25 protein-coding genes are annotated in these 24,084 nt (G+C 63.3%); 12 read left to right on the top strand and 13 right to left on the bottom strand.

All coding sequences use genetic code 11. The features are described 5' to 3' along the window. Positions 1–300 precede the first annotated feature (300 nt). Together ACFSOZ_RS24720 and ACFSOZ_RS24715 are read left to right on the top strand one after the other, a co-directional pair. A complete protein-coding gene (locus ACFSOZ_RS24720) occupies positions 301–837 on the top strand; it encodes a DUF1134 domain-containing protein (protein ID WP_379103241.1) in 537 nt (178 codons plus the stop codon). A gap of 108 nt (positions 838–945) precedes the next feature. Then, positions 946–2,082, top strand: coding sequence for a coiled-coil domain-containing protein (locus ACFSOZ_RS24715; RefSeq protein WP_379102152.1), 1,137 nt, complete (start codon positions 946–948; stop codon positions 2,080–2,082). Between the two features lie 2 nt (positions 2,083–2,084). On the opposite strand, the gene ACFSOZ_RS24710 is transcribed toward ACFSOZ_RS24715, so the two are convergent. The 6 genes from ACFSOZ_RS24710 to ACFSOZ_RS24685 all read right to left on the bottom strand — a co-directional run bounded on the left by ACFSOZ_RS24710 (position 2,085) and on the right by ACFSOZ_RS24685 (position 6,909). Further along, positions 2,085–2,888, bottom strand: a complete 804-nt coding sequence (locus ACFSOZ_RS24710; RefSeq protein WP_379102150.1) for a TrmH family RNA methyltransferase — start codon at positions 2,886–2,888, stop codon at positions 2,085–2,087. Positions 2,889–3,055: 167 nt separating this feature from the next. Then, positions 3,056–3,400, bottom strand: a complete 345-nt coding sequence (locus tag ACFSOZ_RS24705) for an ArsR/SmtB family transcription factor (RefSeq protein ID WP_379102148.1) — start codon at positions 3,398–3,400, stop codon at positions 3,056–3,058. 155 nt (positions 3,401–3,555) lie between these two features. Further along, complete coding sequence (locus ACFSOZ_RS24700) at positions 3,556–4,332, bottom strand: HugZ family pyridoxamine 5'-phosphate oxidase (RefSeq protein WP_379102146.1); 777 nt, start codon at positions 4,330–4,332, stop codon at positions 3,556–3,558. Between the two features lie 35 nt (positions 4,333–4,367). Next, positions 4,368–5,543 carry a CaiB/BaiF CoA transferase family protein gene (locus ACFSOZ_RS24695; protein ID WP_379102145.1) on the bottom strand — a complete coding sequence of 392 codons (1,176 nt, stop codon included), beginning with the start codon at positions 5,541–5,543 and terminating at the stop codon, positions 4,368–4,370. A 6-nt stretch (positions 5,544–5,549) separates the two neighbouring features. Continuing rightward, a complete protein-coding gene (locus tag ACFSOZ_RS24690; protein WP_379102143.1) occupies positions 5,550–6,311 on the bottom strand; it encodes a 3-hydroxyacyl-CoA dehydrogenase in 762 nt (253 codons plus the stop codon). A 61-nt stretch (positions 6,312–6,372) separates the two neighbouring features. After that, positions 6,373–6,909 (bottom strand): GNAT family N-acetyltransferase, encoded by a 537-nt coding sequence (locus ACFSOZ_RS24685; RefSeq protein WP_379102142.1) that lies wholly within the window; start codon positions 6,907–6,909, stop codon positions 6,373–6,375. A 271-nt stretch (positions 6,910–7,180) separates the two neighbouring features. Here ACFSOZ_RS24685 and ACFSOZ_RS24680 point away from each other — a divergent pair, with 271 nt between their 5' ends. After that, entirely contained in the window at positions 7,181–8,170 is a 990-nt protein-coding gene (locus tag ACFSOZ_RS24680; protein ID WP_379102140.1) for a glutathione S-transferase family protein, read from the top strand. A gap of 1 nt (position 8,171) precedes the next feature. Here the strand turns inward: ACFSOZ_RS24680 and ACFSOZ_RS24675 are convergent, their stop codons facing one another. Continuing rightward, on the bottom strand, positions 8,172–8,669 hold the full coding sequence (locus ACFSOZ_RS24675) for an NUDIX domain-containing protein (RefSeq protein ID WP_379102138.1): 498 nt from the start codon (positions 8,667–8,669) through the stop codon (positions 8,172–8,174). A gap of 71 nt (positions 8,670–8,740) precedes the next feature. Here ACFSOZ_RS24675 and ACFSOZ_RS24670 point away from each other — a divergent pair, with 71 nt between their 5' ends. Further along, positions 8,741–9,670, top strand: a complete 930-nt coding sequence (locus ACFSOZ_RS24670) for a metallophosphoesterase family protein (protein ID WP_379103239.1) — start codon at positions 8,741–8,743, stop codon at positions 9,668–9,670. On the opposite strand, the gene ACFSOZ_RS24665 is transcribed toward ACFSOZ_RS24670, so the two are convergent. From ACFSOZ_RS24665 to leuA, 4 genes are all read right to left on the bottom strand, one after another. Further along, entirely contained in the window at positions 9,654–10,268 is a 615-nt protein-coding gene (locus ACFSOZ_RS24665) for a hypothetical protein (protein ID WP_379102137.1), read from the bottom strand. The genes ACFSOZ_RS24670 and ACFSOZ_RS24665 overlap by 17 nt on opposite strands. 112 nt (positions 10,269–10,380) lie before the next feature. After that, complete coding sequence (locus ACFSOZ_RS24660; RefSeq protein ID WP_379102135.1) at positions 10,381–11,184, bottom strand: alpha/beta fold hydrolase; 804 nt, start codon at positions 11,182–11,184, stop codon at positions 10,381–10,383. 197 nt (positions 11,185–11,381) lie between these two features. Further along, positions 11,382–13,139 carry a tetratricopeptide repeat protein gene (locus ACFSOZ_RS24655; RefSeq protein ID WP_379102133.1) on the bottom strand — a complete coding sequence of 586 codons (1,758 nt, stop codon included), beginning with the start codon at positions 13,137–13,139 and terminating at the stop codon, positions 11,382–11,384. Between the two features lie 299 nt (positions 13,140–13,438). Continuing rightward, complete coding sequence (gene leuA / locus ACFSOZ_RS24650; protein ID WP_379102132.1) at positions 13,439–15,163, bottom strand: 2-isopropylmalate synthase; 1,725 nt, start codon at positions 15,161–15,163, stop codon at positions 13,439–13,441. A 443-nt stretch (positions 15,164–15,606) separates the two neighbouring features. On the opposite strand from leuA, the gene ACFSOZ_RS24645 reads away from it, so the two are divergent. From ACFSOZ_RS24645 to ACFSOZ_RS24610, 8 genes are all read left to right on the top strand, one after another. Beyond that, the gene (locus tag ACFSOZ_RS24645) at positions 15,607–16,773 is read left to right on the top strand and encodes an ATP-grasp domain-containing protein (RefSeq protein ID WP_379102130.1); all 1,167 of its coding nucleotides are present in this window, start codon (positions 15,607–15,609) and stop codon (positions 16,771–16,773) included. A gap of 4 nt (positions 16,774–16,777) precedes the next feature. Continuing rightward, positions 16,778–17,554: an esterase family protein gene (locus ACFSOZ_RS24640; protein WP_379102128.1), complete on the top strand. Its 777-nt coding sequence runs from the start codon at positions 16,778–16,780 to the stop codon at positions 17,552–17,554. 153 nt (positions 17,555–17,707) lie between these two features. Next, on the top strand, positions 17,708–18,022 hold the full coding sequence (locus ACFSOZ_RS24635) for a nuclear transport factor 2 family protein (RefSeq protein ID WP_379102126.1): 315 nt from the start codon (positions 17,708–17,710) through the stop codon (positions 18,020–18,022). 119 nt (positions 18,023–18,141) lie between these two features. Further along, on the top strand, positions 18,142–18,603 hold the full coding sequence (locus ACFSOZ_RS24630; RefSeq protein WP_379102124.1) for a MarR family winged helix-turn-helix transcriptional regulator: 462 nt from the start codon (positions 18,142–18,144) through the stop codon (positions 18,601–18,603). 53 nt (positions 18,604–18,656) lie between these two features. Next, positions 18,657–19,220, top strand: a complete 564-nt coding sequence (locus tag ACFSOZ_RS24625) for a cysteine hydrolase family protein (protein ID WP_379102122.1) — start codon at positions 18,657–18,659, stop codon at positions 19,218–19,220. 2 nt (positions 19,221–19,222) lie between these two features. After that, positions 19,223–19,552: a hypothetical protein gene (locus tag ACFSOZ_RS24620; protein ID WP_379102120.1), complete on the top strand. Its 330-nt coding sequence runs from the start codon at positions 19,223–19,225 to the stop codon at positions 19,550–19,552. Beyond that, a complete protein-coding gene (locus ACFSOZ_RS24615) occupies positions 19,524–20,828 on the top strand; it encodes an MFS transporter (protein WP_379102118.1) in 1,305 nt (434 codons plus the stop codon). Before ACFSOZ_RS24620 ends, ACFSOZ_RS24615 begins: the two co-directional genes overlap by 29 nt. Positions 20,829–20,993: 165 nt before the next feature. After that, complete coding sequence (locus ACFSOZ_RS24610; RefSeq protein ID WP_379102116.1) at positions 20,994–22,073, top strand: siderophore-interacting protein; 1,080 nt, start codon at positions 20,994–20,996, stop codon at positions 22,071–22,073. A 29-nt stretch (positions 22,074–22,102) separates the two neighbouring features. On the opposite strand, the gene ACFSOZ_RS24605 is transcribed toward ACFSOZ_RS24610, so the two are convergent. Next, complete coding sequence (locus tag ACFSOZ_RS24605) at positions 22,103–23,002, bottom strand: proline iminopeptidase-family hydrolase (protein ID WP_379102114.1); 900 nt, start codon at positions 23,000–23,002, stop codon at positions 22,103–22,105. Positions 23,003–23,113: 111 nt separating this feature from the next. Next, positions 23,114–23,920, bottom strand: a complete 807-nt coding sequence (locus tag ACFSOZ_RS24600) for a helix-turn-helix transcriptional regulator (RefSeq protein ID WP_379102112.1) — start codon at positions 23,918–23,920, stop codon at positions 23,114–23,116. Between the last annotated feature and the right edge of the window lie 164 nt (positions 23,921–24,084).

Raw genomic sequence — 24,084 nt, 5'->3', positions numbered from 1 at the left:
AAAATTGTGGTTGTGACAAATGGCGTGTTCACGAGGCCTGCGGACACCCATTTGCCCCGTTTGAACGATCCCGACAGCCTTTGAACCGCCATGTTCATGTGGGAGCTTAATGGTTGAAAAAGGATTACGGCATAGTTTGCCCGTAACAGTTACCCTTAACGGCCGGCTAAAAGAGCCGTACGGGGTGCGAGGCGTCGGCGAAAGTGCTCCCTGACGGAGATTGGAAGCATGTTTTCCCGATTCTACGACCGGACTTTTTTCCGTGTCATCCCAGACCGGACTTTTGTCCGTGTCGTCTCAATGGCGATCGCGCTCATGGGCGTTCTCGTCTTCTCGACTTCGGCCCTGCGGGCCCAGGAATACACCGCTCAAGAGATTGTCGATTCCGGTCACAAGTTCTTCGGCGCGACATCCGGCGGGCTCGCCACGGTCGTCGAGAAGATTTTTGCTTCCTACGGCCTGCCCAATGGCTATCTGCTGGGCGAAGAGGGCTCGGGCGCGCTGATCGGCGGCCTGACCTATGGCGAAGGCACGCTCTACACCAAGAATGCCGGCGATCACAAAGTGTTCTGGCAAGGCCCGTCACTCGGCTGGGATTTCGGCGGCGAGGGGTCGCGGGTGATGATGCTGGTCTACAATCTCGACGATGTGGGCAACCTCTACAACCGCTATGGCGGCGTCGCCGGTTCGGCCTATGTGGTGGCGGGCGTCGGCTTCAACGTGTTGAAGAACAACAATGTGATTTTGGTGCCGATACGCACCGGCGTCGGTGCCCGGCTCGGCGTCAATCTCGGCTATCTGAAGCTTACCGAACGCGCGACGTGGAATCCGTTCTGAGCTAAACCCGTTCCGTTGCGGCAAACGCTTGCCGCAACGCTGGATTTCCGCCATGCCAACGTGGCACAATCCAGCATCAGCGGTTGCCGTCCACAAACGGGTAGTCACTTGGTTCAGTCGGTCCTGTTCTTCGTCCTCGGCTTTCTCTGCGCCGGCTTTCTGGCGCTTATGGTTGCTCCGGCGATATGGCGCCGTGCCGTCGCCCTGACGCGCAAACGCATCGAAGCCTCGATACCTCTGACGCAAACCGAGATCCTGGCGGACAAGGATCGCGTCCGCGCCGAATACGCCATGTCGACGCGCCGCCTCGAAATCACCGTCAAGGCGTTGCGCGAGAAGGCGGCAGAACAGCTCGTCGAGATCAGTCGCGGCCACGAGGCGATGAAGGGCCTGGCGATAGAGCGCATGGACAAGAACCAGGCACTGAGCGAACTAGGCGCCAAGAGCGAAATGTTGCGGCAGCGCGAGGAGGAGTTGCACCGCCTGTCGGACCGGCTCAAGGAAACCGAACGCAAGCTGGAGAAGCGCGCGCTCGAGCTCGAAAAGCTGGGGCGCATGTATGACGACGCCAGCTTCTCCTCCAGCAGCCGGCAGATCGAACTCGTGGCGCGCGAATCCGAGATGCAGATGCTCGCCAGTGACATTGCGCTGCTGCGCGGCCAGCGCAAGGAAGCGGACCGGCGCGGCCAGGAAATTGCGGCCGAAAGCAAGGCCGCGCGCGACGCCCTGAAAGCCGAGAAAAGAAGGACCGCCGAGCTCGACAAGAAGGTCGAACGGCTGCTGGCAACGCTGGCCGATCGCGAGGACAAGCTCGACCGTCGTGAAAAGGAACTGGCGCGGCTGCGCGAAAAGTCGAAAGCCGAGGATGGCACGCCGGCTTTGCGGCTGGTCGGCAAGGGCAGCGACGTCGCAACGAGCGATGAGGTCGACAAGGCAATCGCCAAGCTCGACAGCGACCGTGAACGGCTCGAGGCGAGGCTGACGGCGCTGGCGCTCGAGAACAAGCGGCTGAAGGCGGATCTCACCGCGCTGGCCGGATCCAATCCCGCGGATGGCAGCTCCGCCTTGCGCGAGCAGATGAACGAACTGGCAGCGGAGGTCGTCCATCTGACGGCCAAGCTCGAGGGGCCTGATTCGCCGATCGCCAAGGCATTGGCGGCACCGTCGGATGCACGCTCCGGCAACGGTGACCGCAGTCTTGCAGACCGGGTGCGGGCGCTGCAGAAGGCTGACGCAACAAGCTGAACTCAGTTCCTGTCCGCCGAGAAATGATGCAGCGCGATGGCTGACGCCGCGGCGACGTTCAAGCTATCGAAGCCTTCCGACATGGAGATCCGCACGGTGTGCAGGCGTGCAAGCAGGCTGTCCGGCAAGCCTTCGCCCTCGGTGCCGAGATAGAGCGCCAGGCGCTCGCTCGGCTGCGCATCGCGTATGTCGGTCTGCCCGCGTGGCGACAGCGCGAATTGTTCGAAGCCCCGTTGGGCGAGCATTGCCGTGAAGCCGTCGGCGTCGGTGAACGCCGAGAAAGGTATCTTGAGCGCGGCGCCGACTGAAACGCGGATCGCCTTGCGGTAGAGCGGATCGCAGCAGGTCGCATCCATGAGCACCGCATCGGCGCCAAAGGCGGCGGCGTTGCGGAAGATCGAACCCATATTGTCATGGTTGGCGATGCCGACGAGCACCACGACCAGCGCCCGGGCCGGCAAGGCATCGAGCAGCGCCTCGGCCGGATGCGGCGTCCCCTTGCGGCCTATGGCCAGGATGCCGCGATGCATATGAAACCCCGCGATTGCATCCATCACCGCGCCGGTGGCGACATAGACCGGGAGGTCCGCCGGGGCCTTGCGCAGGATGCCCTCAAGGCCGGCCAGCCGGTTTTCCAGGACCAGCACCGATTCGGCGCCAAAGCGCCCGGTCGAGAGAAGCAGGTCGAGCACCACCTTGCCTTCGGCGACGAAGCGGCCTTGCCGGCCAGCGAGGTCACGCTCGCGGATATCGAGATAGGCGGCAACGCGCGGGTCTTGCGGGTCGTCGATGCGAATGGGATCCATGCGTTCCTCGCGGTCACCGCAGCGGCCCGAAAATCCGGGCCGATTGCCGAGGCTCACTTTGGTTCGGAAAGCACGATGCGACAATTCATGATGATCAGCTACCTCTGTGCGCCCGGTTGGATGCACATCGCCCTGAAAGCGTCGCGAGGCAGGTGGCTACAGGGCGGTCAGGTTCCGGCGCGGCGCAAACGGTGCGCCATCTGGGAGAGGTCCTCCTTGCCGCTGCCGAAAATGCCGTCCAGCATGCCGAGCAGTTCGTGCACGGCATCGGATTTGCAGGAATAGTAGATCATCTGCCGGTCGCGGCGGGTGTCGACTAGGTCGAGCGCCCGCAACTTGGCCAAATGCTGCGACAGGGCGGATTGGCTGAGCATCACCTTCTCGGCGATGGCGCCGACCGACATTTCACCGTCGATCAGATAGCTCATGATCAACAGCCGTTTCTCATTGCCCATCAGCATGAGAAATTCGGCGGCCGATCCGGCATTGGCGATTAGCTTAGTCGAGACCATCGATCCCCCATGCTTCTTGTTCATCCTGACGCCATGGGGGCAATGGCATCTGATTCCATAACCTCAGTTGTGAATGGGCGCTGCGATTCAGCGTCACCGCTAAAAGGTAGAACATTTCCTTCAAATCTCAAGTGTTGCTTTTTATTCAGCATGATTTAGTTCAATTTTGGCGTCGGCCGCGGCCCGTCCGGCCTGGCCATTTCGACCAGAATGGGACGCAATTCGCGTGCCGCCGCCAAGGATTGCGGGAAGAAGACCCGGCAAACATCGTCACCCGACACCAGATCCATGCCATCGGCGTCGAATCCGGCAATGATCCAGCCGTTGCCGGACACTTTCGCGAAATGCTGTGCATAAACGGCGATCGCATCGAGGTGGTCGGCATTCATATGGTCGATGGCGGATTGTTCGCTCGCCGCCAGGTCCTCGACGATCGGTCCACTGGTGAGCAGATCGGATCGATCGAGCTGATAGGCCCTGCCGAAGCCGCCGTTGAGGCTGGCGCGATTTGGCTCGAGGCGGAAGATCGAAAAGTCGCCGAGACCGGCGTAGAGTTTCGCCTTGGGATTGTGGTTGAGATAACGGCGCTCGGCGCGGGTGTGTTCGCTCGATCCGCGCTCAAGCCGTGCTGCCTGGCAGACCAATGTCACGCGCGGGTACGCCAGCGGGTCGCCCTTGCCGGGTTCGCCAAGCAGCAGGGAACAGCGTGCATCGGCGAGCAAGGCGCCTGTATGCGCCGAGAGCATCGACACCAGGATCAGCGGCGCGCCATCGATGTCGGTGGCCACGCCGACCCTGCTGGCCAGCGGCGAACCTGTTTGCAGCTCGATCACGGCCAGCGCGCCAAAGCGGGCGTTACGCAGAAGCGTCTTGGCCAGTCGGATCGCCTCGGCGTCGGTCTCGCGGGTCACGTCCTTCTTCGGTTCGTCCAAGGCACCACCGCAATAAGTTGATTTACCTTCTCCGCTTATCTGTCAAACAAACCGGATTTGACAAGGCCGTCAATCTCGTTTTTCGAGAACCCGAAACGCGCCAGCACTATCGACGGGACAAGATCGTTGTCGGCGGGCCTGGCCGCCAGTGTCGGCCGCGAGCCGGAGAAACGCGGCGCCGGGGCCGGGCGCTCAAGTCCGCTCGCCATCACAAAGGCGTTGCGCGCCCGATTGTGTGGGTGCTGCTTTGCCTCGTGCAGCGACAGGACGGGGGCAACGCAGGCATCGGTTTCGGCAAACAGCCGGTCCCAGTCGTCGCGCGATTTCTGCCGGACCCGATCGGCAATGGCTGCACGCATCGACGGCCACAGGGCCTTGTCGTACTGGCCGCGTGCAAAGCGCTCGTCGAGCGGCAGCAGACTGGCGAATTCGGCGAAGAATTGCGGCTCGAGGCAACCGATGGCGACATGGCGTCCGTCTGATGTCTCATAGGTGTCGTAGAAGGGAGCACCGGAATCGAGCAGGTTCGCGCCGCGCCTGTCGCTCCACAACCCGGCCGCCATGAGGGCATGCACGGGGGCGGCCAGCATCGCGGCGCCTTCGACCATCGCGGCGTCGATTACCTCGCCCTTGCCCGTGCGCGAGCGTTGGAACAGGGCGGCCAGCACGCCGGCAACCAGCATCATGGCGCCGCCACCATAGTCGGCGACGAGGTTGAGCGGCGGGACGGGGCGGCCGTCGGCATGACCAATCGAATGCAGCAGGCCGGAATAGGCGAGATAGGTGATGTCGTGGCCGGCGTGGCCCGCGAGCGGTCCATCCTGGCCGAAACCGGTCATGCGGCCGTAGATCAGCGCCGGATTGCGGGCCAGCACAGCTTCCGGGCCGAGCGCCAGCCGCTCCATGGCCCCGGGGCGAAACCCTTCGAGCAGCATGTCCGCCTTTTCGGCAAGGCGCAGCACCAGATCGATGCTTTCCCGGCGCTTCAGGTCGAGGCGCAGGATGGATCGGCCGTGGCGGTCGATGTTGTACTCATCCGGCAGCGACGGGAGAGCCCGGTTCGATCCTGCCCGCTCGACGAGCAGGACTTCGGCGCCCATCTCCGACAGCATCAGGCCGGCCAGCGGCACCGGGCCAAGCCCGGCCATCTCGATCACCTTCAGTCCGGCAAGCGGACCGGTCTTCCCGGCAGCGGACAGGCCGGCGCTCATGGCCGGCTATTTCGGCGCCATGCGAATGGCGCCGTCGAGGCGGATGGTCTCACCGTTCAACATCTGGTTTTCGATGATGTGCAGCGCAAGTGCCGCATATTCGGATGGCTCGCCGAGGCGCGACGGGAAGGGCACGGCGGCGCCCAGCGAATCCTGCACCTCCTGCGGCATGCCGGCCATCATCGGTGTCTTGAAGATGCCGGGCGCTATGGTGCAGACGCGGATGCCGGAACGGGCGAGATCGCGCGCCACCGGCAGCGTCATCCCCACGACGCCGCCCTTGGAGGCTGCATAGGCGGCTTGACCGATCTGGCCGTCATAGGCAGCGACCGACGCGGTGTTGACGATGACGCCACGCTCGCCGCCCTGGAGCGGCTCGAGCTTTGACGCGCGCTCGGCGACGAGGCGGATCATGTTGAACGTGCCGATCAGATTGACCTCGATCACCTTGCGGTATTGATCGAGCGGATGCGGGCCGTCCTTGCCAATCGTCTTCACGCCGATGGCGATGCCGGCGCAATTGACCAGGATACGCGGCTCGCCAAGCTTGGCCGCGACCTCGGCGAGAGCGGCGGTTCCACTGTCGGCGCTGCTGACGTCGCATTGGACGGCAATACCGCCGATCTCGGCCGCGACCTTCACCGCGCGGTCAATACCGACATCGAAGATGGCGACGCGGGCGCCCTTGGCGGCCAGCGCGCGCGCCGTTGCCTCGCCAAGACCGGAGCCGCCGCCGGTAACGATCGCGATCTGGCCATTCGGGTTCATGCCGGCATCCTTTGATCTCTGGGACAGTGGGACCGATCAGGCGCCAGATCGGCGGCGAAGGTCAAGCCATTGCGGCGATAGGGTCGGCAATCCTGGCCTGATCGGCGTGGCAGACCTCGCCCGAGAGCCTGGCGACCGCGCCCGGTGCGATCTCATGTGACAGCAACCGGTCGAGATCGACAGGGCGCGGCATCGAAATCTGGCCGCGCGGGATCCGCTTGAAGCCGAGCGGTCCGTAATAGGGCTCGTCACCGACCAGCATCACGGCCGGCGCGCCGGCCTTGGCGGCCGCCTCCAGCGCGATCGCCACCAGTCGGCGGCCGATGCCGAGGTTCTTGAAGGCAGGCCGCACAGCAAGCGGCCCGAGCATCAATGCGCGGCCGGCACCGGCGGCGACGCGGGTCATGCGCACCGAGGCGACGACGAGGTCGCCATCGACGGCGACAAACGACAGCGAGCGCTCGTGCCCGCCGGTCTCGCGGATCTTGTAGGCGGCCAGCACGAAGCGGCCGGGCCCGAAGGCTTCGTCGTTGATGGTTTCGATCTGGAGGTCATGCGCCGGGGTTTCCGGCAGGTATTTCACGTCGGCAAGGCTCATGGTCTTTGCGTTCCGATAAGGAGGAAAGGTTTGCTGCAAACGGCAGCATTCGCCAGTCAGCGCTTCATCAAGCGCGGGCGCCCTTTCGTCGTCGGTCAAACCGGATCAAAGCAAAGTCGAACATGCGGATTGTCCGCTAGCATCAATTTCTTGCCGCTGCAATCGGCGGCTTGATGGTCCACCCGACCGCTTGACGGTCTGTTCATCGCCAGATGATTTCCACGGCGTGGCTTCGCGCCCTACATGGAGCGCAAGCAGGAAAGGACATACGATGGGATTGCTGGTCGACGGCAAATGGCAGGACCGCTGGTACGACACCAAGGACAGCGGCGGCAAGTTCGTGCGGACGCAATCGCGGTGGCGCGACTGGATCACCCGCGACGGTACGCCGGCCGAGGGCTGCAGCCGCGGCTTCAAGGCGGAGCCCGGCCGCTATCACCTCTATGTCTCGCTCGCTTGCCCGTGGGCGCACCGGACGCTGATCTTTCGCGCGCTGAAGAAGCTGGAAGGCATCATTTCGGTGTCGGTGGTGCATCATTTCATGGGTGCCGATGGCTGGACGTTCGTGGCGCAGGACGGCGCAACCGGCGACACGCTCTACGGCCTCGACTTTCTGCACCAGATCTACACCAGGGCCGACCCCGCCTATTCCGGCCGGGTGACGGTACCGGTGCTGTGGGACAAAAAGGAGCAGACCATCGTCTCCAACGAATCCTCCGAGATTATCCGCATGCTTAATTCGGTTTTCGACGAATGGGGCGATGCCAGCCTCGATTTCTATCCGCGGCCGCTGCGCGGCGAGATCGATGCAATCAACGCGCTGGTTTATCCCGCGGTCAACAACGGCGTCTACCGCGCCGGCTTCGCCACCACGCAAGGCGCCTATGAGGAAGCGTTCGGCGAGCTGTTCTCGGCACTCGACATTTTGGACGACCGCCTCTCAAAGCAACGTTATCTGGTGGGCGATCGGATCACCGAGGCCGACTGGCGGCTGTTCACGACACTGGTGCGCTTCGACCCGGTCTATGTCGGACATTTCAAGTGCAATCTGCGTCGCATCGCCGACTACCCGAACCTGTCCAACTATCTGCGCGACCTCTACCAGGTGCCTGGCGTCGCCGGGACCGTGAACCTCAACCACATCAAGGCGCATTATTACGGCAGCCACGAGACCATCAATCCGACGCGGATCGTGCCGGTTGGGCCGGAACTCGACTATGGCGCGCCGCATGATCGCATGCGGTTCAAGAAGGCGGCGTGACCTACCAGTAGGGTGACGATGGTGCGCCGCCAAAAACCTCGGCGATCCGGCGCAGCGTTGCCGGTGTGGTGCCGCCTGGCAAACGATCCAGGGGAAAGAAGCCGGACTCGGCGATTTCGTGGTCCGGCAGCTTCGGTGTGCTCTGGCTGAAATGCTCGATCAGATAGAAACCGACATGGTCGCGCCGGCTGGCGCGACGGTTGAAATGCATCGACTTCAGCGCTGGCGGTGACGTCAGTGTGATGTTGCCTTCCTCTGCCAGTTCGCGCGCCAGCGCCTCGTCAAGCGTCTCGCCGACCTCGACGCCGCCGCCGGGAAGCTGCCAGCCCGGCACGTAAGTGTGGCGAATGAGGAAGATGGAATTGGACGCGGTGTCGTGGACGAGACCGCGCACGCCAAGCGTCATCGGCCGCCGCAGCACGAAATAGAGATGGAACAGCCGGGCCCTGAGGCCCGCCCAACCGGCCTGGCGGAAGGCATCTTCCGGGTTCGTCGCCATCAGGTGCGAAACCGTGGGTGGAAAGGAAACCTTGAGTGGAAAGCGGGGCGCCCGTCGCCTATGAAGGATGGATGTTCAGGCTCGCGCATATTTCCGATGTCCATCTGGGGCCGCTCCCCGATGTATCCTATCGCGATCTCGCCTCCAAGCGCGTGCTCGGCTACGTCAACTGGCAGCGCAACCGCCGCCGTCACATGCATGATGCCGTCATCGACACGATCGTCGCCGACATCAAGGCGAACACGCCTGACCACCTCGCCATCACCGGTGACCTGGTCAACCTGGCACTCGACGGCGAGATCGAGATGGCCAGGCACTGGCTGGAGACGCTGGGATCGCCGCATGATGTTTCGGTCGTTCCCGGGAACCACGACGCCTATGTGCCCGGCGCCTTCGACAAGGTCTGCCGGTCCTGGGCGGCGTGGATGAGCGGCGACGGCATCAACACGGCGGTCGACCGCAACGCCTTTCCTTATCTACGCGTCCGCGGCGATGTCGCGCTGATCGGGGTCTCGACGGCGCGTGCCACGGCGCCGTTCATGGCCAATGGCTTCTTCATGGAGGGTCAGGCGAAACGGCTTGGCAAGCTGCTCGACGCGACGGCCAGACAAGGGCTGTTTCGCGCGATCATGATCCATCATCCGCCGGTGCGCGGCGCCGTACCGCAGCACAAGCGGCTGTTCGGCATTGCCCGCTTCCACAAGATCATTCGCGGCCATGGCGCCGAACTTGTCCTGCACGGCCATTCGCATCTGCCGTCGCTGTTCTTCATCGGCACCCGAAGCGCCAGGGTTCCGGTGGTCGGCGTCGCTGCCGCCGGCCAGGCGCCAGGCAGCAAGCACCCGGCGGCGCAGTACAATCTGTTCGACATCGATGGCGAAAAGGGCAATTGGCGGATCCGGCTGACGCGGCGCGGCCTGACCGGGCCTGCCATACCGCCATCCGATCTGCAGACGCTGGAGCTTGGCGCGGAAGCCGGCGCGGCTATGGCCGCAAGCTGAAAACCATGGCGACGATACGGTCCCAGAACAGGACGACCGACACCGCCAGTCCGACCAGCGCGCCGGCGGCGATCACGCCAAGGCCGGACAGAAAGGCCGACCAGCGCTTGCTGCGCGTCGTCGACAGCAGTGGCGGTTCGGCTTCCAGCACATCGGCGCGTTTCATGCCGGCAGCCAGCTCGACCCCGCCTTCCATCATCCTCTGACGCTCGACGATCCGCTCGGCGACATAGCGCGTCACCTGATCGGCAACGGGCTTCATCTCGGTCGATTCGGCAAGCACCACCCGGCCGATGCGGGTATCCTTGAGGAAGCGATAGGTGCGGCGATCGCGTCCCATGGCGACATGGCTGACGGCGTCGATCCACAGGCGCGGCTGCAAGCCGGACGAGACGACAAAGTCGAAATTGTCCATGTCGGCGGGAACGTCGGCAAAAACCGGCGCCAGTTCGGCGGCAAGCAGATCGAGGCGCATGCGATGGGCCTCGCGCATATCGACGACGACGTCGTCGCGGTCGGCGAAAGCATTCTTCACGTCACGGACGGCATCGGACAGTTTGTTCGACTGATCGATGGTCTTCTCGCCTGCTTCCTTCATCGGCGTTTGCCTCGCGGGTTGGTTAACACGGGGTTAACACAGCCGCCGGCAAAATGCACTGGCGAGATCGATGGGATCGAGGCGGTTCAGGGAAGTGCCGTGCGCGAAAAGGTCAGCTGGCCGCGGCGGCGAATTTCTGGCGATGCGGCCTGGCGCGCCGGTTGGTGTTGCGGCGAATGATCTCGGCGACGAGGTCGGGGGCTTCCTCGGCCAGCATATGGCCAACCTCCAGTACATGGTGCACATGAAAATGCGCCGGCAGATCATCCGCCTGGGTGAAAGGCAGCACCGCGTCGTCGGTTCCCCACGCCACCATGACCGGCATGTTCAGCGCGTCGAGACGATCCTGCGGGATGACGCCTTGCCGATCGTCCATGGTCATGGCTGCCGCGATCTCGACGAGCTTCGGCACCTGGCCCGGACGCCCGCGCATCTCGCAAAGCATGTCGACGATGCGCTCCGAAGGCAGACTGTGGGGGCCGGACATGGCGGCAAGGCAGGCGCGAATCTCGCACCGGTCTGCGGCTCCGGCATAGCTGCGCAACAGCGGGCCGTTGATCTCGGGGCCAAGGCCGCCCGGCGCCAGAAGCGTCAGCGAGGCTACTTTCCCGGGCTCGGCCAACGCCATCAGCATCGCCACCGCACCGCCCATCGAGTGGCCCACGAGATGAACGCGCTTCAGCGCACGTTGCGAGAGATCGGCGAGCACGGCTCTTGCCGCCACCTTGGCCGGACCGGCCGCGGGAAAATCGAACGACAGCCCATGCCCCGGCAGGTCATAGGCCAGCGTGCGCGTGGAAGGCGCCAGGGAGGAAATGACCTCGCGCCAGACATCGTGGCAGCCGCCGAAACCATGCAACAGGACGATGACCTTCGAGCCAACACCCTGTTCGGCGGCAAAAAGCGATGCGGTCATGAAGCTGAATTTTTTGTTATTGCGGGATGCGCGACACCAACTTTGGCTGAATTGCTCCTAGTCTGGCGTGATGACCAGTAAAATCTTCGCGATTTGTACGGTTACGGACGGAACTCGGCGACCAACCGGCATTCGGCGATCGGAGCGCAGGAATACATTGAGACACGGCGCGCCCGATCCGTGAACGTCGATTGCTGTCAGCTTGCGTTGCCGAGCCCGGCGGCGCGCAGGGCCTGGACCAGCCGGTCGGTCAGGTCGGCTGGATATTTCCGCTCGACGAAGGTCGCGCGCGGATCGGCGGCAAATTTAGGGAACTCGGCGTTCAGTTCGCCCAGCAGCGTGCTCACCAGATGGTCCTGTCCGGCCGCCTTGGCGCCGATCAGCCGCGCCGCCAGGTAGTGCGATTTCGTTGCCGTGGTCCTCAGTGCCATGCTGGCCGCGACGGCCTTGTTCATGTCGCCGAGCATGAACTCACCGACGAACAGCCCATAGTCCCACCATGTCGAGTGGCCGCTGAAGGTCTCCGCCGCATGGGCAAGGATCGGCGTTCCCTCCGCGTATCGGCCGGCGAAGATCAGCCCGTAGCCGTAAGCGGCAGCCATGCCGAGATCGTAGGGATTGAGTTCGTAGGCCTTGCGCATCCAGCGGATCGCTTCGTCCGTGTTGCCAAGGCGCGAACTGACGTAGCCGTAGGAGCGATGCGCATACGGACTGGTCGGCCCCATCTGCACGCCGCGATGGGCGAACTCCACTGCCTTTTCAATCGTCGCATTGGGCGGATAGGCATAATGATCGGAGACCGCTTCGAGATGCAGGGAGGCAAGCTCCGAATAGACGAGCGAGGATTTCGTCCCGCCATTGACCAAGGTTTCGAGGCAGCGATAGGCAGCCTCATGGGTCCTGGCGTTCTGGTCGAGATAATATTTGTCGTTGAGCAGCAGGCATTGCGTCAGACCGTTTGGCGCGCCGGTCTGCTCGATATAGTTGTAGATCGTGCCCGAGGCGGGAAGGGCCGAGCTCAGCATGTCGGCGATACGGTCTTCGACCGCGGCTGGTGCGCTGTCGGCAGGGGTCAGATTGCGTGACAGAAGCACCCGTCCGGACGCCATGCTTTGCAGTTCGATCGTGATATCGCCTGCGTTCGGTCCAGGCAGGATGTCGAATATGAAACTGGTGGCATCGTCGGCCGGATCGGTGACGGTGTCGCGGCCGATGAAGTCGATCGTATCGAAGCCGCTCAGGCCGGCGCGCAGCGACGCGGCGACACGACCGGCATCGGCGCCTTCGGCCTTGAGGTCGATATGGACCAGCGGCAGGGCGTCAGCCGTTGCCGATGGCACGATGCTGCCGGTTGCGCCGGCGGTCTCGAGCGGCGCCGACATGTCGCCGCCGGCCAGCAAGGCACTGCTGCCCTGACGAAGGATCAGCACACCCAACATGGCGATGACCAGGGTGATCGCGATCCAGAAGAAGCGGAGATGGCGCACCACCGAGGGGGCAGGCGTCGCGAAAGCCGGCGACACATCCGGCATGCCCGTGCCGGCGTCGTTGGCCTGATCGGTGGCGGCGCCATTCAGCGTGAGTTCGGGGATAGCCTCAGCCGGCAGCCGGATCGCGTTCAATTCGTAGGCAGGGACATAGCCGCCGCGCGGAATAGCGATGCGGACAGGCTCGGCAACGCCCTCATTGGCAAAATAATGCTGCAGAAGTTCGCGCAGCCTGCCGGCCTGAACCCGCACCACGGCGTCGGTGGACGGATCGAAATCGCCGTCCTTGCCGAAAACATCCATGGCGATGGAGAAGCCCTTGAGCCTGTCGGCTTCGCCGGCTTGTTCGCGTTCGACTAGATAACGCAATAGCTTGCGCGCGCGTTCGGATCGTCCGAACGTTTGGCTGGCAAGCAGTCGCTCCAGTGTCTCGCGCACTGCGGGGGCGGCAGGCGTGGCATGCTGCAAGTGTCGATCCTCTCGAAGTCGGCACAGGTTGAGGTGCGATCATATAGTTCCCGCACCGCCACACAAGTATACACCCCATTATGCGATCACGTACCCCACCGGATTATTCTTCGGTGGTTAATGGTCCTGAGAACAGCCGCAAAAACGGTGGCCTGGTCCGCAACGCCGGACCTGCGGCGCGCCCGGTGCCTTGAACGGCACCCGAAGAATGGCGGCACGAAAACCGCGTTTCCGGTCTTCGTGCCGAAGGGCCTAAAGCGCGTCGCGTTGAACGGATTCAATCGCCGCGCTTTACAGACTCAGCCTGCCTTGCGGCCAACGATCCGGTTGGCGGCGGACACCACCGCTTCCAGCGAGGCGGCGACGATGTTGGTGTTGATGCCGGCGCCGAACAGCTTGCCATCGGGATATTCCATCTCGACATAGGAGATGGCCGAGGCGTTCGAGCCGCGCTGCATCGAGTGCTCGGAATAGTCGAGCACCGACATCTCGACGCCGAGATGGCGCGACAGCGCATCGACGAAGCCGTCGATCGGGCCGGTGCCGGTGCCGGATATCGTCACCTCCTTGCCGTTGTCGAGGATGACCGCCTCGACGACGCGCCGGCCCTTGGTCTCGGTGCTGGGATAGGTGTGGTGATCGAGGAATTTCACCCGCGCGCCCGGCTGGTCGACATAGGTCTCGAGGAAGCGCTCGTAGATGCGCCTAGCCGGCACTTCCTTGCCCTCGGCGTCGGTGATCGCCTGGATCTCCTGGCTGAACTCGATCTGCAAATTGCGCGGCAGGTTGAGGCCGTAGTCGGCCTGCAGCACATAGGCGATGCCGCCCTTGCCCGACTGCGAGTTGATGCGGATGATCGCTTCGTAGCTGCGGCCAACATCGGCCGGATCGATCGGCAGATAGGGCACTTCCCACAGGCTCGTGTTGGCTTTCTTCAGCGCCTTCATGCCCTTGTTGATGGCATCCTGGTGCGAGCCGGAAAAGGCGGTGTAGACGAGCTCGCCGACATAGGGGTGGCGTTCGGGGATCTTCAACTGGTTCGAATATTCGTAGACATCCTTCATCCGGTTGATGTCGGAGCAGTCGATCCCCGGATCGACACCTTGCGTGTACATGTTGAGCGCCAGCGTGACGATGTCGACATTGCCGGTGCGCTCGCCATTGCCGAACAGCGTGCCTTCGACGCGGTCGGCGCCTGCCATCAGGCCGAGTTCGGTGGTGGCGATGCCGGTGCCACGATCATTGTGCGGATGCAGCGAGACCAGCAGGTTCTCGCGGTTGTCGAGGTTGCGGCACATCCATTCGATGCGGTCGGCATAGATGTTGGGCGTCGACATCTCGACCGTCGACGGCAGGTTGATGATCAGCTTGTTGTCGGGCGTCGGCCTGACGATCTCGGTGACGGCGTTGCAGATTTCCAGCGCGACTTCGAGCTCGGTGCCGGTAAAGCTCTCCGGCGAATATTCGAAGCGAAAGCCTCCGCCGGCCTTGGCCGCCATGTCGGTGATCATTTTGGCGGCGTCGGTGGCGATGCGCTTGATGCCGCCGACGTCCTTCTCGAAGACGACGCGGCGCTGCAACTCACTGGTCGAGTTGTAGAAATGGACGATCGGGTTGGTGGCGCCCTTGAGCGCCTCGAAGGTGCGGGTGATCAGTTCCGGCCGGCACTGCACCAGCACCTGCAGCGAGACGTCTGCGGGTACATTGCCTTCCTCGATGCACCAGCGGGCGAAGTCGAAATCGGTCTGCGAGGCCGACGGGAAGCCGATCTCGATCTCCTTGAAGCCCATGTCGAGCAGCAACGCGAACATGCGCGCCTTGCGCTCGTGGCCCATCGGATCGATCAGCGCCTGGTTGCCGTCGCGCAGGTCGACCGAGCACCAGATCGGCGCCTTGTCGATGACCTTCGAGGGCCAGGTGCGGTCGGTGAGGCCTACTGTGGGGTAGGGTTGGTACTTGCGGGCTGCATCCGGCATGCCCCGGCTTGCCGCGGCATCGGAGCGGATCTCTTCTCGTGCGTTCATCGTCGTTTCTCCCGGCGGCTCACAGGTCCACCCTCGGGGTGGATTGATGGCGAGCAGCGCCTTTACCAGAATTTCGTTCGCTTGATGTGACTTGCCAATTTTGTGACTGGCCAAGGAGCATGCGCTTGCGCGGCGGTTCGACCGCCGGGCGCTCCTTCAGCGAACCCGGCGATCGCCGATAAGGCCGAGAAGAAGCAGGGTCGAAGCCAGCGCGCGCACGGTCTCGCCGGAAAAACCGGTCGGACGGGAAGCGTTGGTGGCGCGCGTGTTCATGGCGGTTCTCATACAGGAGCGGCTTGTGGGAGGCAAGTGGGCCGGCATGGCGGGCCGGAAACCGTTGGATAATATCGCTAACGGGAGTGCTCTTCCCCACGCGCCGCAAATGCGCCAGACTTGGGCGTCGACGGGGCGGCGATGTCCTGTTTCCGGGAGAGGGATCATCCATGAATTTCGTGTTCTTCTCGCCGCATTTTCCCGCCAATGGCGCGGATTTCTGCGACCGCTTGAAGAAGGCTGGGGCCAGGGTGCTCGGCATCGGCGACGCACCCTATGACGTGCTCGACGGCAAGCTGAAGGCGGCGCTTAGCGAATATTACCGTGTCGCCGACATGGAGGACTACGATCCGGTGTTCCGGGCGATGGGGCACTTCATCCACAAATGGGGCCGCATCGATCGCTTTGAATCGCTCAACGAGCACTGGCTGGAGCTGGAAGCCAACATCCGCACCGACTTCAACATCTATGGCACCAAGCTCGACTTCGTGAAGAATTTGAAGCGCAAGAGCCGCATGCGCGCCTTCTTCCGCAAGAGCGGCGTCGACACCATCGCGCAGCGCAAATGCTCCGACCGCGCCGGCGCCATGACCTTCATCCGCCGCGTCGGCTATCCGGTGGTGGTCAAGCCCGACAGCGGCTCGGGCGCCTCGAACACCTTCAAGATCTCCAACACTGGGGAGCTCGACCAGTTCTTCAGGGACAAGCCCGAAGATGTGACCTTCGTCATGGAGCAGTTCATCGAGGGGCTGGTGGTGACTTTCGACGGGCTGGTCAACCGCGATGGCGAGGTGGTGCTGGCCGCCAGCCACCGCTACGACCAGAGCGTCATGGAGGTGGTCAACAAGGACCGCCACATGAGCTACACCTGCTTTCCCAAGATCAGCCCGGCGGTCGAGGAGGCCGGCCGCAAGATCCTGAAGGCGTTCGACGTGCGCGAACGCTTCTTCCACATCGAGCTGTTCGAAACCAGGGACGACCGCGTCATCGCGCTGGAAGTCAACATGCGTCCGCCCGGCGCCTGGATGACCGATGCAATCAACTACACGTTCGACATCGACGTCTACGCGGCATGGGCCGACATGGTGGTGAAAGATGCCGCCGGGGGCCCCTATGAGGGCAAGTATTTTACCGCCTATGCCAGCCGCAAGCGGCGGCTCAGCTATTTGCACAGCCATGAGGACGTGCTAGCCGCCCATCGCGACAAGATCGTCCACCATCAGGCCATCGAAGAGGTTTTCAGCCGCGCCATGGGAAATTACGCCTATCAGATGCGCTCGAAGGACGCGGCGGCGCTGCGCGAGGCGGTCGCCTACATCCACGCGGAAAAGGCGTGAGGCGATGGACATTTCCTATCACAAGACTTTCGCCCGCAATCTGGGCCGCGACATGGAATACAAGCGCTACGGCCATGCCGGCCGGCCGGTGGTGGTGTTTCCGACCTCGCAAGGGCGGTTCTACCAGTTCGAGGATTCCGGCGGGGTGGGAGCACTGGCCGAGTTCATCGACACCGGCCGTATCCAGCTGTTCACCGTCGATGGTATCGATTCGGAATCCTTCTTCGACAAGCATGCCGATGCGGCCCACCGTATCGCTCGCCACGAGGCCTATTTCCGCTATGTGCGCGAAGAGGCGCTGCCGGAATTCCTGTCCACGGCAGCAGCAGCCAATGGCGGGCGCAAGCTTAAGCCGCTGTTCTCGGGCTGTTCGATGGGCGGCTACCACTCGTCGAATTTCGTCTTCCGCTTTCCCGAACTCGCCAGCGGCGTCATCGCGCTGTCGGGCGTCTATTCGGCTCGCGACTTCTTCGGCAAGGCGCTTGAAGGCGACATCTTCTTCAACTCGCCGCTCGATTATCTGCCGGGCATCGTCGACCCCAAACTGCTAGCCCGCCTGAAGGCGCTCAGGCTGATCTTCTGCTGCGGGCAGGGCGCCTGGGAAGAGCGGATGCTGGTCGAGACGCGCCGGCTGGAACAGATCCTGCGCGACAAATCCATTCCCGCCTGGGTCGACTATTGGGGCGGCGATGTCAGCCATGACTGGCCATGGTGGCACAAGCAACTGGTCTATTTCTTCGGCCGCTGGCTGGATGACGACCTGATGCACAGGCTGGACTGAGGTGCATTGATATTCAGGTGAGGCTGGCCTGCAAACGGCGGCTTCCTGCGCTTCCGGTGCTCACGTACTTAAGTACGCTCCGCTCCGGTTCTCGGAAACCACCATTTTCGACTCAGCCTGACCTGAATCTCAACGCACCTTGGGCACAGACGAATGACCATACCCGACCCCATCGGCCACTTTGTCGAAGCCACCAATGAAGGTGACACGGAAGCCTTTCTCAACACGCTCAAGGCTGATGCCTCGTTGACTGACTGGGGACGATCTTTCCAGGGCCGCGAGCAGATCGCGCGCTGGAACCAGTCGGACAATATCGGCGTGCAGTCCCGTCTCCGCAGGGTCCGTATCGCGGCGGCGGAAGGCAGCTATCGCGTCCGCATCGCCGTCACAGGCAATGGCTTCAACGGCGAGGGCGACATGACCTTCACGCTGGACGGCGATCGCATCGCCAGCCTCGTCATCGCCTGACGTCCGGTTTGCAGTCGGACAGCATTTTCGCTGCGACGGCCGAGTCGCTCACGGCCTTGTGATTTCGAGATATGAAGGCAATCTTTGAAGTTTAACTTCATATCTGCTACCTAGCGGCTGTGAAAGATCAACTGGCTCCGCAAAACGACCCCGAAGCCGCCCACACCCTGGCTGTGGCGGCTGAGCTTCGGGTTGTTGTTGGCAAGCTCATCCGGCGTCTGCGCGAACAAGCGGGCGCCGGCGACCTGACCTCGTCGCAGAAGTCGGTATTGCTGCATCTGGAGCGTGAGGGTTCGGCGACCGTGACGATGCTGGCGCGTGCACAAGGCATGCGTCCGCAGTCCATGGGCGCCATTGTCTCGGCGCTGGAGGCGGCCGGGCTGTTGGAAGGCGCGCCGGACCCGGCCGACGGGCGACAGACTATCCTGTCGCTCACGGCCGCTTGCCGGGAAATGATCACAGCCGGCAGGGCGGCAAGGCAGGACTGGCTGTTCCGCGCCATCCAGACGAACCTTGATCGCGAAGAGCAGGAGCAACTCGCAGGCGCCGTCGAACTGCTCAGGCGCCTCGCCGACTCCTGACCAATCGTCCGGTATCCGACGCAGCGGTTCCAATCATCGGAAGGAAAACACGGATGGCAGTCACCACGCTTGACCAGAAAATAGCACTCATCATCATCGACCTGCAGAAGGGTCTGGTTTCCTTGCCCACTGTCCATCCGACGGCCGAGGTCGTGAAGCAGGCCAGTACACTCGCCGATGCGTTCCGCCGTCACGGCTTGCCGGTCGTACTCGTCAACGTTGCCGGCGCGCCTCCGGGCCGAACGGAGCAGGCGCCGCGCCTGGGCGCCCGTCCCGACGGCTGGACGGATCTTGTGCCCGAGTTGAGGCAGCAGCCCGGCGACCATACAGTTACGAAGCGGACAGCGGGTGCATTCACGAACACCGATCTCGAAGCCTATCTGAAGGGCGAAAGCGTCACCCAGGTGGTGGTCGCCGGCGTCGCCACCAGCATGGGCGTCGAAGCGACAGCACGTCATGCCCGCGATCTCGGGTTCAACGTCACTTTGGCGCTCGACGCTATGACCGACACGAACCTCGATGCACACACCAACAGCATCGCACATATTTTCCCGAGACTGGGCGAAAGCGGCACGACGTTGGACATCATCGATCTTCTGGCGAAGAGGGGTGCCTGACGATGCAATGGATCGACCATGTGTCCTACCTGCTTGGCGGTGCTTTCCTGACAAATGCCGTGCCGCACTTCGTCAGTGGCGTGATGGGGAAGCCCTTTCAAAGCCCGTTCGCCAAGCCGCATGGCCAAGGCCAATCTTCCTCGACCGTGAATGTGCTGTGGGGATTTCTGAACCTGGTGGTCGGGTATCTCTTGGTGATCCGTGTCGGAAGCTTCGATCTCCACTCCACGGCTGATGTCGTCGCCCTTGGGCTGGGTGCGCTCCTGATCGGATTGGTGACGGCGCGCATGTTCGGCCGGTTCAATGGCGGCAATTTCCCGGTCGACGGATGAGCGGCCCGGCAAAAGGCACTTCCGTTCGCTGGCCAATTTCAACTATCGGATCTGGGCTGGCGGGGCGATCGTATCCAATGTCGGAACCTGGATGCAGCGCACCGCCCAGGACTGGCTGGTGCTGACCCAGCTGACCCACAACAACGCGACCGCCATGGGCGTGGTGATGGCGCTGCAGTTCGCGCCGCAGGTGCTTTTGCTGCCATGGACTGGTTTTGCGGCCGATCATCTCGACCGGCGTAAGCTGCTCTTGGCCACACAAGGTGCGATGGGCCTGCTTGCGCTCGGCCTTGGTCTGCTCACCATCGCCGGGCTCGTCCAACTGTGGCACGTCTATGCGTTTGCTTTCCTGCTTGGCTGCGTCACCGCGTTCGACGCGCCGGCACGCCAGACATTCGTCTCGGATCTGGTCGGCGAGGCCGATTTGTCGAATGCAGTGGCGCTGAATTCCACGTCCTTCAACGCGGCGCGGATGATTGGCCCGGCTGTCGCCGGCGTCCTCATCGCTGCCGGTGGCTCCAGCTGGGTCTTTCTGATCAACGCGGCCTCGTTTGCTGTCGTCCTCTCTTCGCTTTGCCTGCTTCGCATCGGTGAGTTGCGCCTGAAGGACAAGGCCCAGCGAAGCCGGGGCAGCCTTGTCGAAGGCTTCCGCTATGTCTGGAAGCGCCCCGATCTCAAAGCCATCCTTCTCATGCTTTTCCTGATCGGCACCTTCGGGCTCAACTTTCCGATCTTCATCTCGACCATGTCCGTCTCTGTCTTTCACGCCGGAGCCAGCCAATACGGGTTGTTGACGTCGACAATGGCGATCGGATCGGTCGTCGGCGCACTGCTGGCTGCCCGGCGCGAGCAACCCCGCCTGGCGTTTCTTCTGGCCGGCGCCACGATCTTCGGTCTTGGCTTCGCCCTGGCCGCGGCCATGCCCAATTACTGGCTGTTTGGTCTCGCCCTCATCGTCATCGGTGTCTCAGCGCAGACGATCACCACCTCGACGATCAGCCTGGTGCAGCTCTCGACCGAGCCCGCCATGCGCGGGCGGGTGATGGCGATCCTGCTGGCCATAGCGCTGGGTGGCACTCCGGTTGGTGCGCCGATGGTCGGTTGGGTGGCCGATGATTTCGGCCCGCGCTGGGCACTTGGCGCGGGCGCCATTGCAGGATTTGCGGCAGCGGCCGTCGGGGTTCGCTACCTCGTGACGTATCGCCACCTGCGCATGCGTATCGATTCCGGGCGTCTCCGCTTCGACCTCGATGACGGCAAGCCGGCACCGGCATAGCTCCGTCAGGAAATAAGGCCGGCGCGGCCTCACTCAACCAATAAAATATGATTACTCTCGTCATGTTTCTATGGAAACGCCGGCGACGCTGTGGCATGCCGATGATGGCGACGATGCTGAGATCTTTTGGCGGCTTCGTTTCAACCGCTATCGAAAGGCTCGAGCATGGACCAACTGAGCGCGCAAACCCGTATAAGCGACGATGCGATCAGGTCGGTGATGGACCGGCTGCGCGCCGAGCACAGCGAGTACGAGATCGACACCGGCATCGCCAACCGATGGGAACTTCGCCTCTACTGCGGTTCGTTGAGCGCCACGCTCGATGATCAAAGCGTGCTGATCCAGGTCGCGGCGCAGGACGAAACCTGCTTGTCCTACATGAAGATGACGGTCGCCGGCCATGTCGCCGAGCATCTCGGCACGACCAGGGGACTCCAGTGGCAAGGCGATGGCAGCGATGCTGGCACGCCGGTGTTTTTCCGCGAGATCACGGTGGTGTCGTCGACGCGCATCTCGGCGCACATGCAGCGCCTGCGCTTCGCCGGCAAGGATCTCGCGCGGTTTACGCATGGTGGCATGCATATGCGGCTGCTGCTGCCGCCGCCCGGGCGGCGGCCGGTCTGGCCGTCAATGGGCGTTGACGGGCTGCTGGTCTGGCCCTCGAGCGACGATGCGCTCACCGTACGGGTCTACACGATCCGGGCGGTGGATGCGGCAAGCGACTGGCTCGATGTCGATTTCGTGCTGCACCCTGGCCATGACACGCCAGCCGCCACCTTCGCGCAAAACGCAGAGCCGGGAGACGTCATCGGCATGATCGGACCCGGTGGCGGCGAAGCCCCCGTGGCGGGGACCCTGCTGTTGGTCGGCGACGATACCGCACTGCCCGCCATTGCCAGGATCCTCGAGCATATGCAGCCGTCAAGCCGCGCCGAGGCGCTGATCGAGGTCGACGGTCCGGAAGACCGGATCGCGCTGGTGCAAGGAGACAACATCGACGTCACCTGGCTTTACCGGCACGGTCGCGAGGCCGGCACCGCCGGCCTGTTGCCGGCCGCCTTGCGCGAGCGCAGCCACATGGCGCTTGCCGACGGCCTCTTTGTCTGGGCCGGTTGCGAATTCGGCGATTTCCGCGAGATCCGCAAGATCGTGCGCAAGCAGTGGGGCTTGCCGCGCGAGCGGCACCTGGTCACGGCCTACTGGCGCCGGAACGCGCACGGCGAGGGCGACGGCGGCGAAGAGTAATCGATCTCCAGTCACCGCGCGAACGGCAGTCAGTCATGGCGGGCCAGGAAGGCCTCGGTGACGGCCATGCAATCCTGCCTTTCCTCGACATGCGGCATGTGGCTCGATAGCGGGAAGACATGGCCTTCGACAGTCGGAATATGGTCGAGGAAGGGCTGGACGCAGGCCGGCGTGGCTTCATCGAAAAAGCCGCGAAAGGCCAGTGTCGGCGCCTCGATCAGCGGCAGCCGGTCGATGATCGTCCAGTCGCGCATGGTGCCGACGACGTGGAATTCGTTGGGGCCGTTCATGGTGTGATAGACGGTGGGATCGGCATCGATGGCGGCAAAGGTGCGCGCCACCTCCGCCGGCCAAGGCACGACGCGGCAGACGTGCCGGTCGTAGAACGCCCGGGTCGCGGCGAGGTAATCGGGATGGTTCGTCGTGCCGTCCGCTTCGTGGCGATCGAGCGCCTGGCGCACCGCCGCCGGCAGCTCCGCGCGCAACTGCCCCGCGCCTTCGACCCACAGCTTCATCGAGGCAAGCGAGTTGGCGAGCACCATAGCCTTGAGGCCAGATGGCCGGCGCACCGCATGCTCGGCGGCGAGCATGCCGCCCCAGGATTGGCCAAGCAGGGCATAGCGCTGCTGGATGCCCAGATGGGCGAGCAGCGCATCGAGTTCGCCAAGGAAGAATTCGACCGTCCAGAAGTCGCCGCCCTTGTCCGGCAGATGGGTGGATCGGCCGTTGCCGATCTGGTCGTAATGGATCACGGCACGGCCGAAACCGGCAATGTCCTTGAAGCTGTCGACATAGTCGTGGGTGCAGCCGGGACCGCCATGGGCAACGACCAGCGGCAGCCCGGCGGAACCCAGGTCGCCCGTCACACGGTACCAGGTGCTGTATGGTCCGTAGACGCTGAAACCTTCCGATACTGCAAGATTGTCCATCGTGTTCCTCCGCCCTGTTGGCTCGGCGGCGACCGCCGATCAGCGGTCTCCGACGTTGTTCGCGGCAAAGGGTACAGAGGCGGACCGGCAGCCGACCAGCTAGCAATAACGTTAGTTTTGACTGATCCGGCGGGACAGATTCTGGCCCTGGCTGATCGGTCCGAGCAACCGGTAATGGGCCGCCAGGGCGATGGCGTGGAAGCGGTTGCGGGCGCCGAGCTTGCGGCTGGCGGCGTTGAGATGCAGCGTCGCGGTCGGCACGCTGCGGCAGATCTCATGGGCGATCTGCTTCGCCGTCAACCCGCAAGCCGCCAGGCCCAGGCACTGGCGTTCCCGCGATGTCAGGTGGAAATACTGGCTTGTCTTGGTGCGCTGATCGAATCCGGCATAGACGCAATCATGGAACAGGTGGCCAAGGTCGCCAATGCCGGGCAACATCATCTGTGCCTCGGCTTCGAAATTCGGTTCCGGATCGAGGCGGATCGCGGTGAAGGTAGCGAGATCGCCGCCGTCGAAGCGGATCGGCACCGTCACGCCGCATGTCATCTTGGTGTCCAGGAGGTAGCCTACCACCGGATCATGCTTGCGCTGGAGGATGCGCCGCATGACCGGGCTCTGCGACCCCTTGTGCGACCACAGGAACGGCCGTGACACCGCGAGTGCCGCCTCCTGCACCGGATCGATCTGATAGTAGCCACCCTTGCACCAGAGATCCTGCATGCCGGTCGGCACGTTGGCGAGCGCCATCAGCGAGGGCGTGATCAATTCGCCGTCATGGCTTACCGGGACCGGCGTATAGTCGTAGATCAGCGAGGTGAAGCCGGCGGGCGCAAGCACGCGCATCGCTGCCGCCATCGCGGCGTCGACACCCATTCCTATGTGAAATTCACTTTCGAAATCGCCGGACAGACCCTGCATGAGCAAAAGCTTACTCGCCGGCCAATGTTTGTCAAACGGGCAAGTTCGCCAAATGCCCAACAAATGAGCAATATGCGATCACGGCTTGTCGTCCGCGACGCGTCCGAAGGGCTAAAACTATCTTAATTCACAGCTATCCCGGCGGGTTTCGCGCGCCATAGGCT

Origin of the sequence: Mesorhizobium newzealandense, assembly GCF_042682145.1 — a bacterium.
Classification (GTDB): domain Bacteria; phylum Pseudomonadota; class Alphaproteobacteria; order Rhizobiales; family Rhizobiaceae; genus Mesorhizobium; species Mesorhizobium newzealandense.
Note: the sequence above shows the minus strand (reverse complement) of the source record. Positions and strands in the feature narration are given on the sequence as shown.

Bases quoted from the DNA above. Each gene is read 5' to 3' on its own strand.
- ACFSOZ_RS24720 (WP_379103241.1), top strand. From the start codon at position 301: ATGGCGATCGCGCTCATGGGCGTTCTCGTCTTCTCGACTTCGGCCCTG.
- ACFSOZ_RS24710 (WP_379102150.1), bottom strand. From the start codon at position 2,888: ATGGATCCCATTCGCATCGACGACCCGCAAGACCCGCGCGTTGCCGCC.
- ACFSOZ_RS24705 (WP_379102148.1), bottom strand. From the start codon at position 3,400: ATGGTCTCGACTAAGCTAATCGCCAATGCCGGATCGGCCGCCGAATTT.
- ACFSOZ_RS24695 (WP_379102145.1), bottom strand. From the start codon at position 5,543: ATGAGCGCCGGCCTGTCCGCTGCCGGGAAGACCGGTCCGCTTGCCGGA.
- ACFSOZ_RS24690 (WP_379102143.1), bottom strand. From the start codon at position 6,311: ATGAACCCGAATGGCCAGATCGCGATCGTTACCGGCGGCGGCTCCGGT.
- ACFSOZ_RS24685 (WP_379102142.1), bottom strand. From the start codon at position 6,909: ATGAGCCTTGCCGACGTGAAATACCTGCCGGAAACCCCGGCGCATGAC.
- ACFSOZ_RS24680 (WP_379102140.1), top strand. From the start codon at position 7,181: ATGGGATTGCTGGTCGACGGCAAATGGCAGGACCGCTGGTACGACACC.
- ACFSOZ_RS24675 (WP_379102138.1), bottom strand. From the start codon at position 8,669: ATGGCGACGAACCCGGAAGATGCCTTCCGCCAGGCCGGTTGGGCGGGC.
- ACFSOZ_RS24670 (WP_379103239.1), top strand. From the start codon at position 8,741: ATGTTCAGGCTCGCGCATATTTCCGATGTCCATCTGGGGCCGCTCCCC.
- ACFSOZ_RS24665 (WP_379102137.1), bottom strand. From the start codon at position 10,268: ATGAAGGAAGCAGGCGAGAAGACCATCGATCAGTCGAACAAACTGTCC.
- ACFSOZ_RS24660 (WP_379102135.1), bottom strand. From the start codon at position 11,184: ATGACCGCATCGCTTTTTGCCGCCGAACAGGGTGTTGGCTCGAAGGTC.
- leuA (WP_379102132.1), bottom strand. From the start codon at position 15,163: ATGAACGCACGAGAAGAGATCCGCTCCGATGCCGCGGCAAGCCGGGGC.
- ACFSOZ_RS24645 (WP_379102130.1), top strand. From the start codon at position 15,607: ATGAATTTCGTGTTCTTCTCGCCGCATTTTCCCGCCAATGGCGCGGAT.
- ACFSOZ_RS24640 (WP_379102128.1), top strand. From the start codon at position 16,778: ATGGACATTTCCTATCACAAGACTTTCGCCCGCAATCTGGGCCGCGAC.
- ACFSOZ_RS24635 (WP_379102126.1), top strand. From the start codon at position 17,708: ATGACCATACCCGACCCCATCGGCCACTTTGTCGAAGCCACCAATGAA.
- ACFSOZ_RS24625 (WP_379102122.1), top strand. From the start codon at position 18,657: ATGGCAGTCACCACGCTTGACCAGAAAATAGCACTCATCATCATCGAC.
- ACFSOZ_RS24620 (WP_379102120.1), top strand. From the start codon at position 19,223: ATGCAATGGATCGACCATGTGTCCTACCTGCTTGGCGGTGCTTTCCTG.
- ACFSOZ_RS24615 (WP_379102118.1), top strand. From the start codon at position 19,524: ATGGCGGCAATTTCCCGGTCGACGGATGAGCGGCCCGGCAAAAGGCAC.
- ACFSOZ_RS24610 (WP_379102116.1), top strand. From the start codon at position 20,994: ATGGACCAACTGAGCGCGCAAACCCGTATAAGCGACGATGCGATCAGG.
- ACFSOZ_RS24605 (WP_379102114.1), bottom strand. From the start codon at position 23,002: ATGGACAATCTTGCAGTATCGGAAGGTTTCAGCGTCTACGGACCATAC.
- ACFSOZ_RS24600 (WP_379102112.1), bottom strand. From the start codon at position 23,920: ATGCAGGGTCTGTCCGGCGATTTCGAAAGTGAATTTCACATAGGAATG.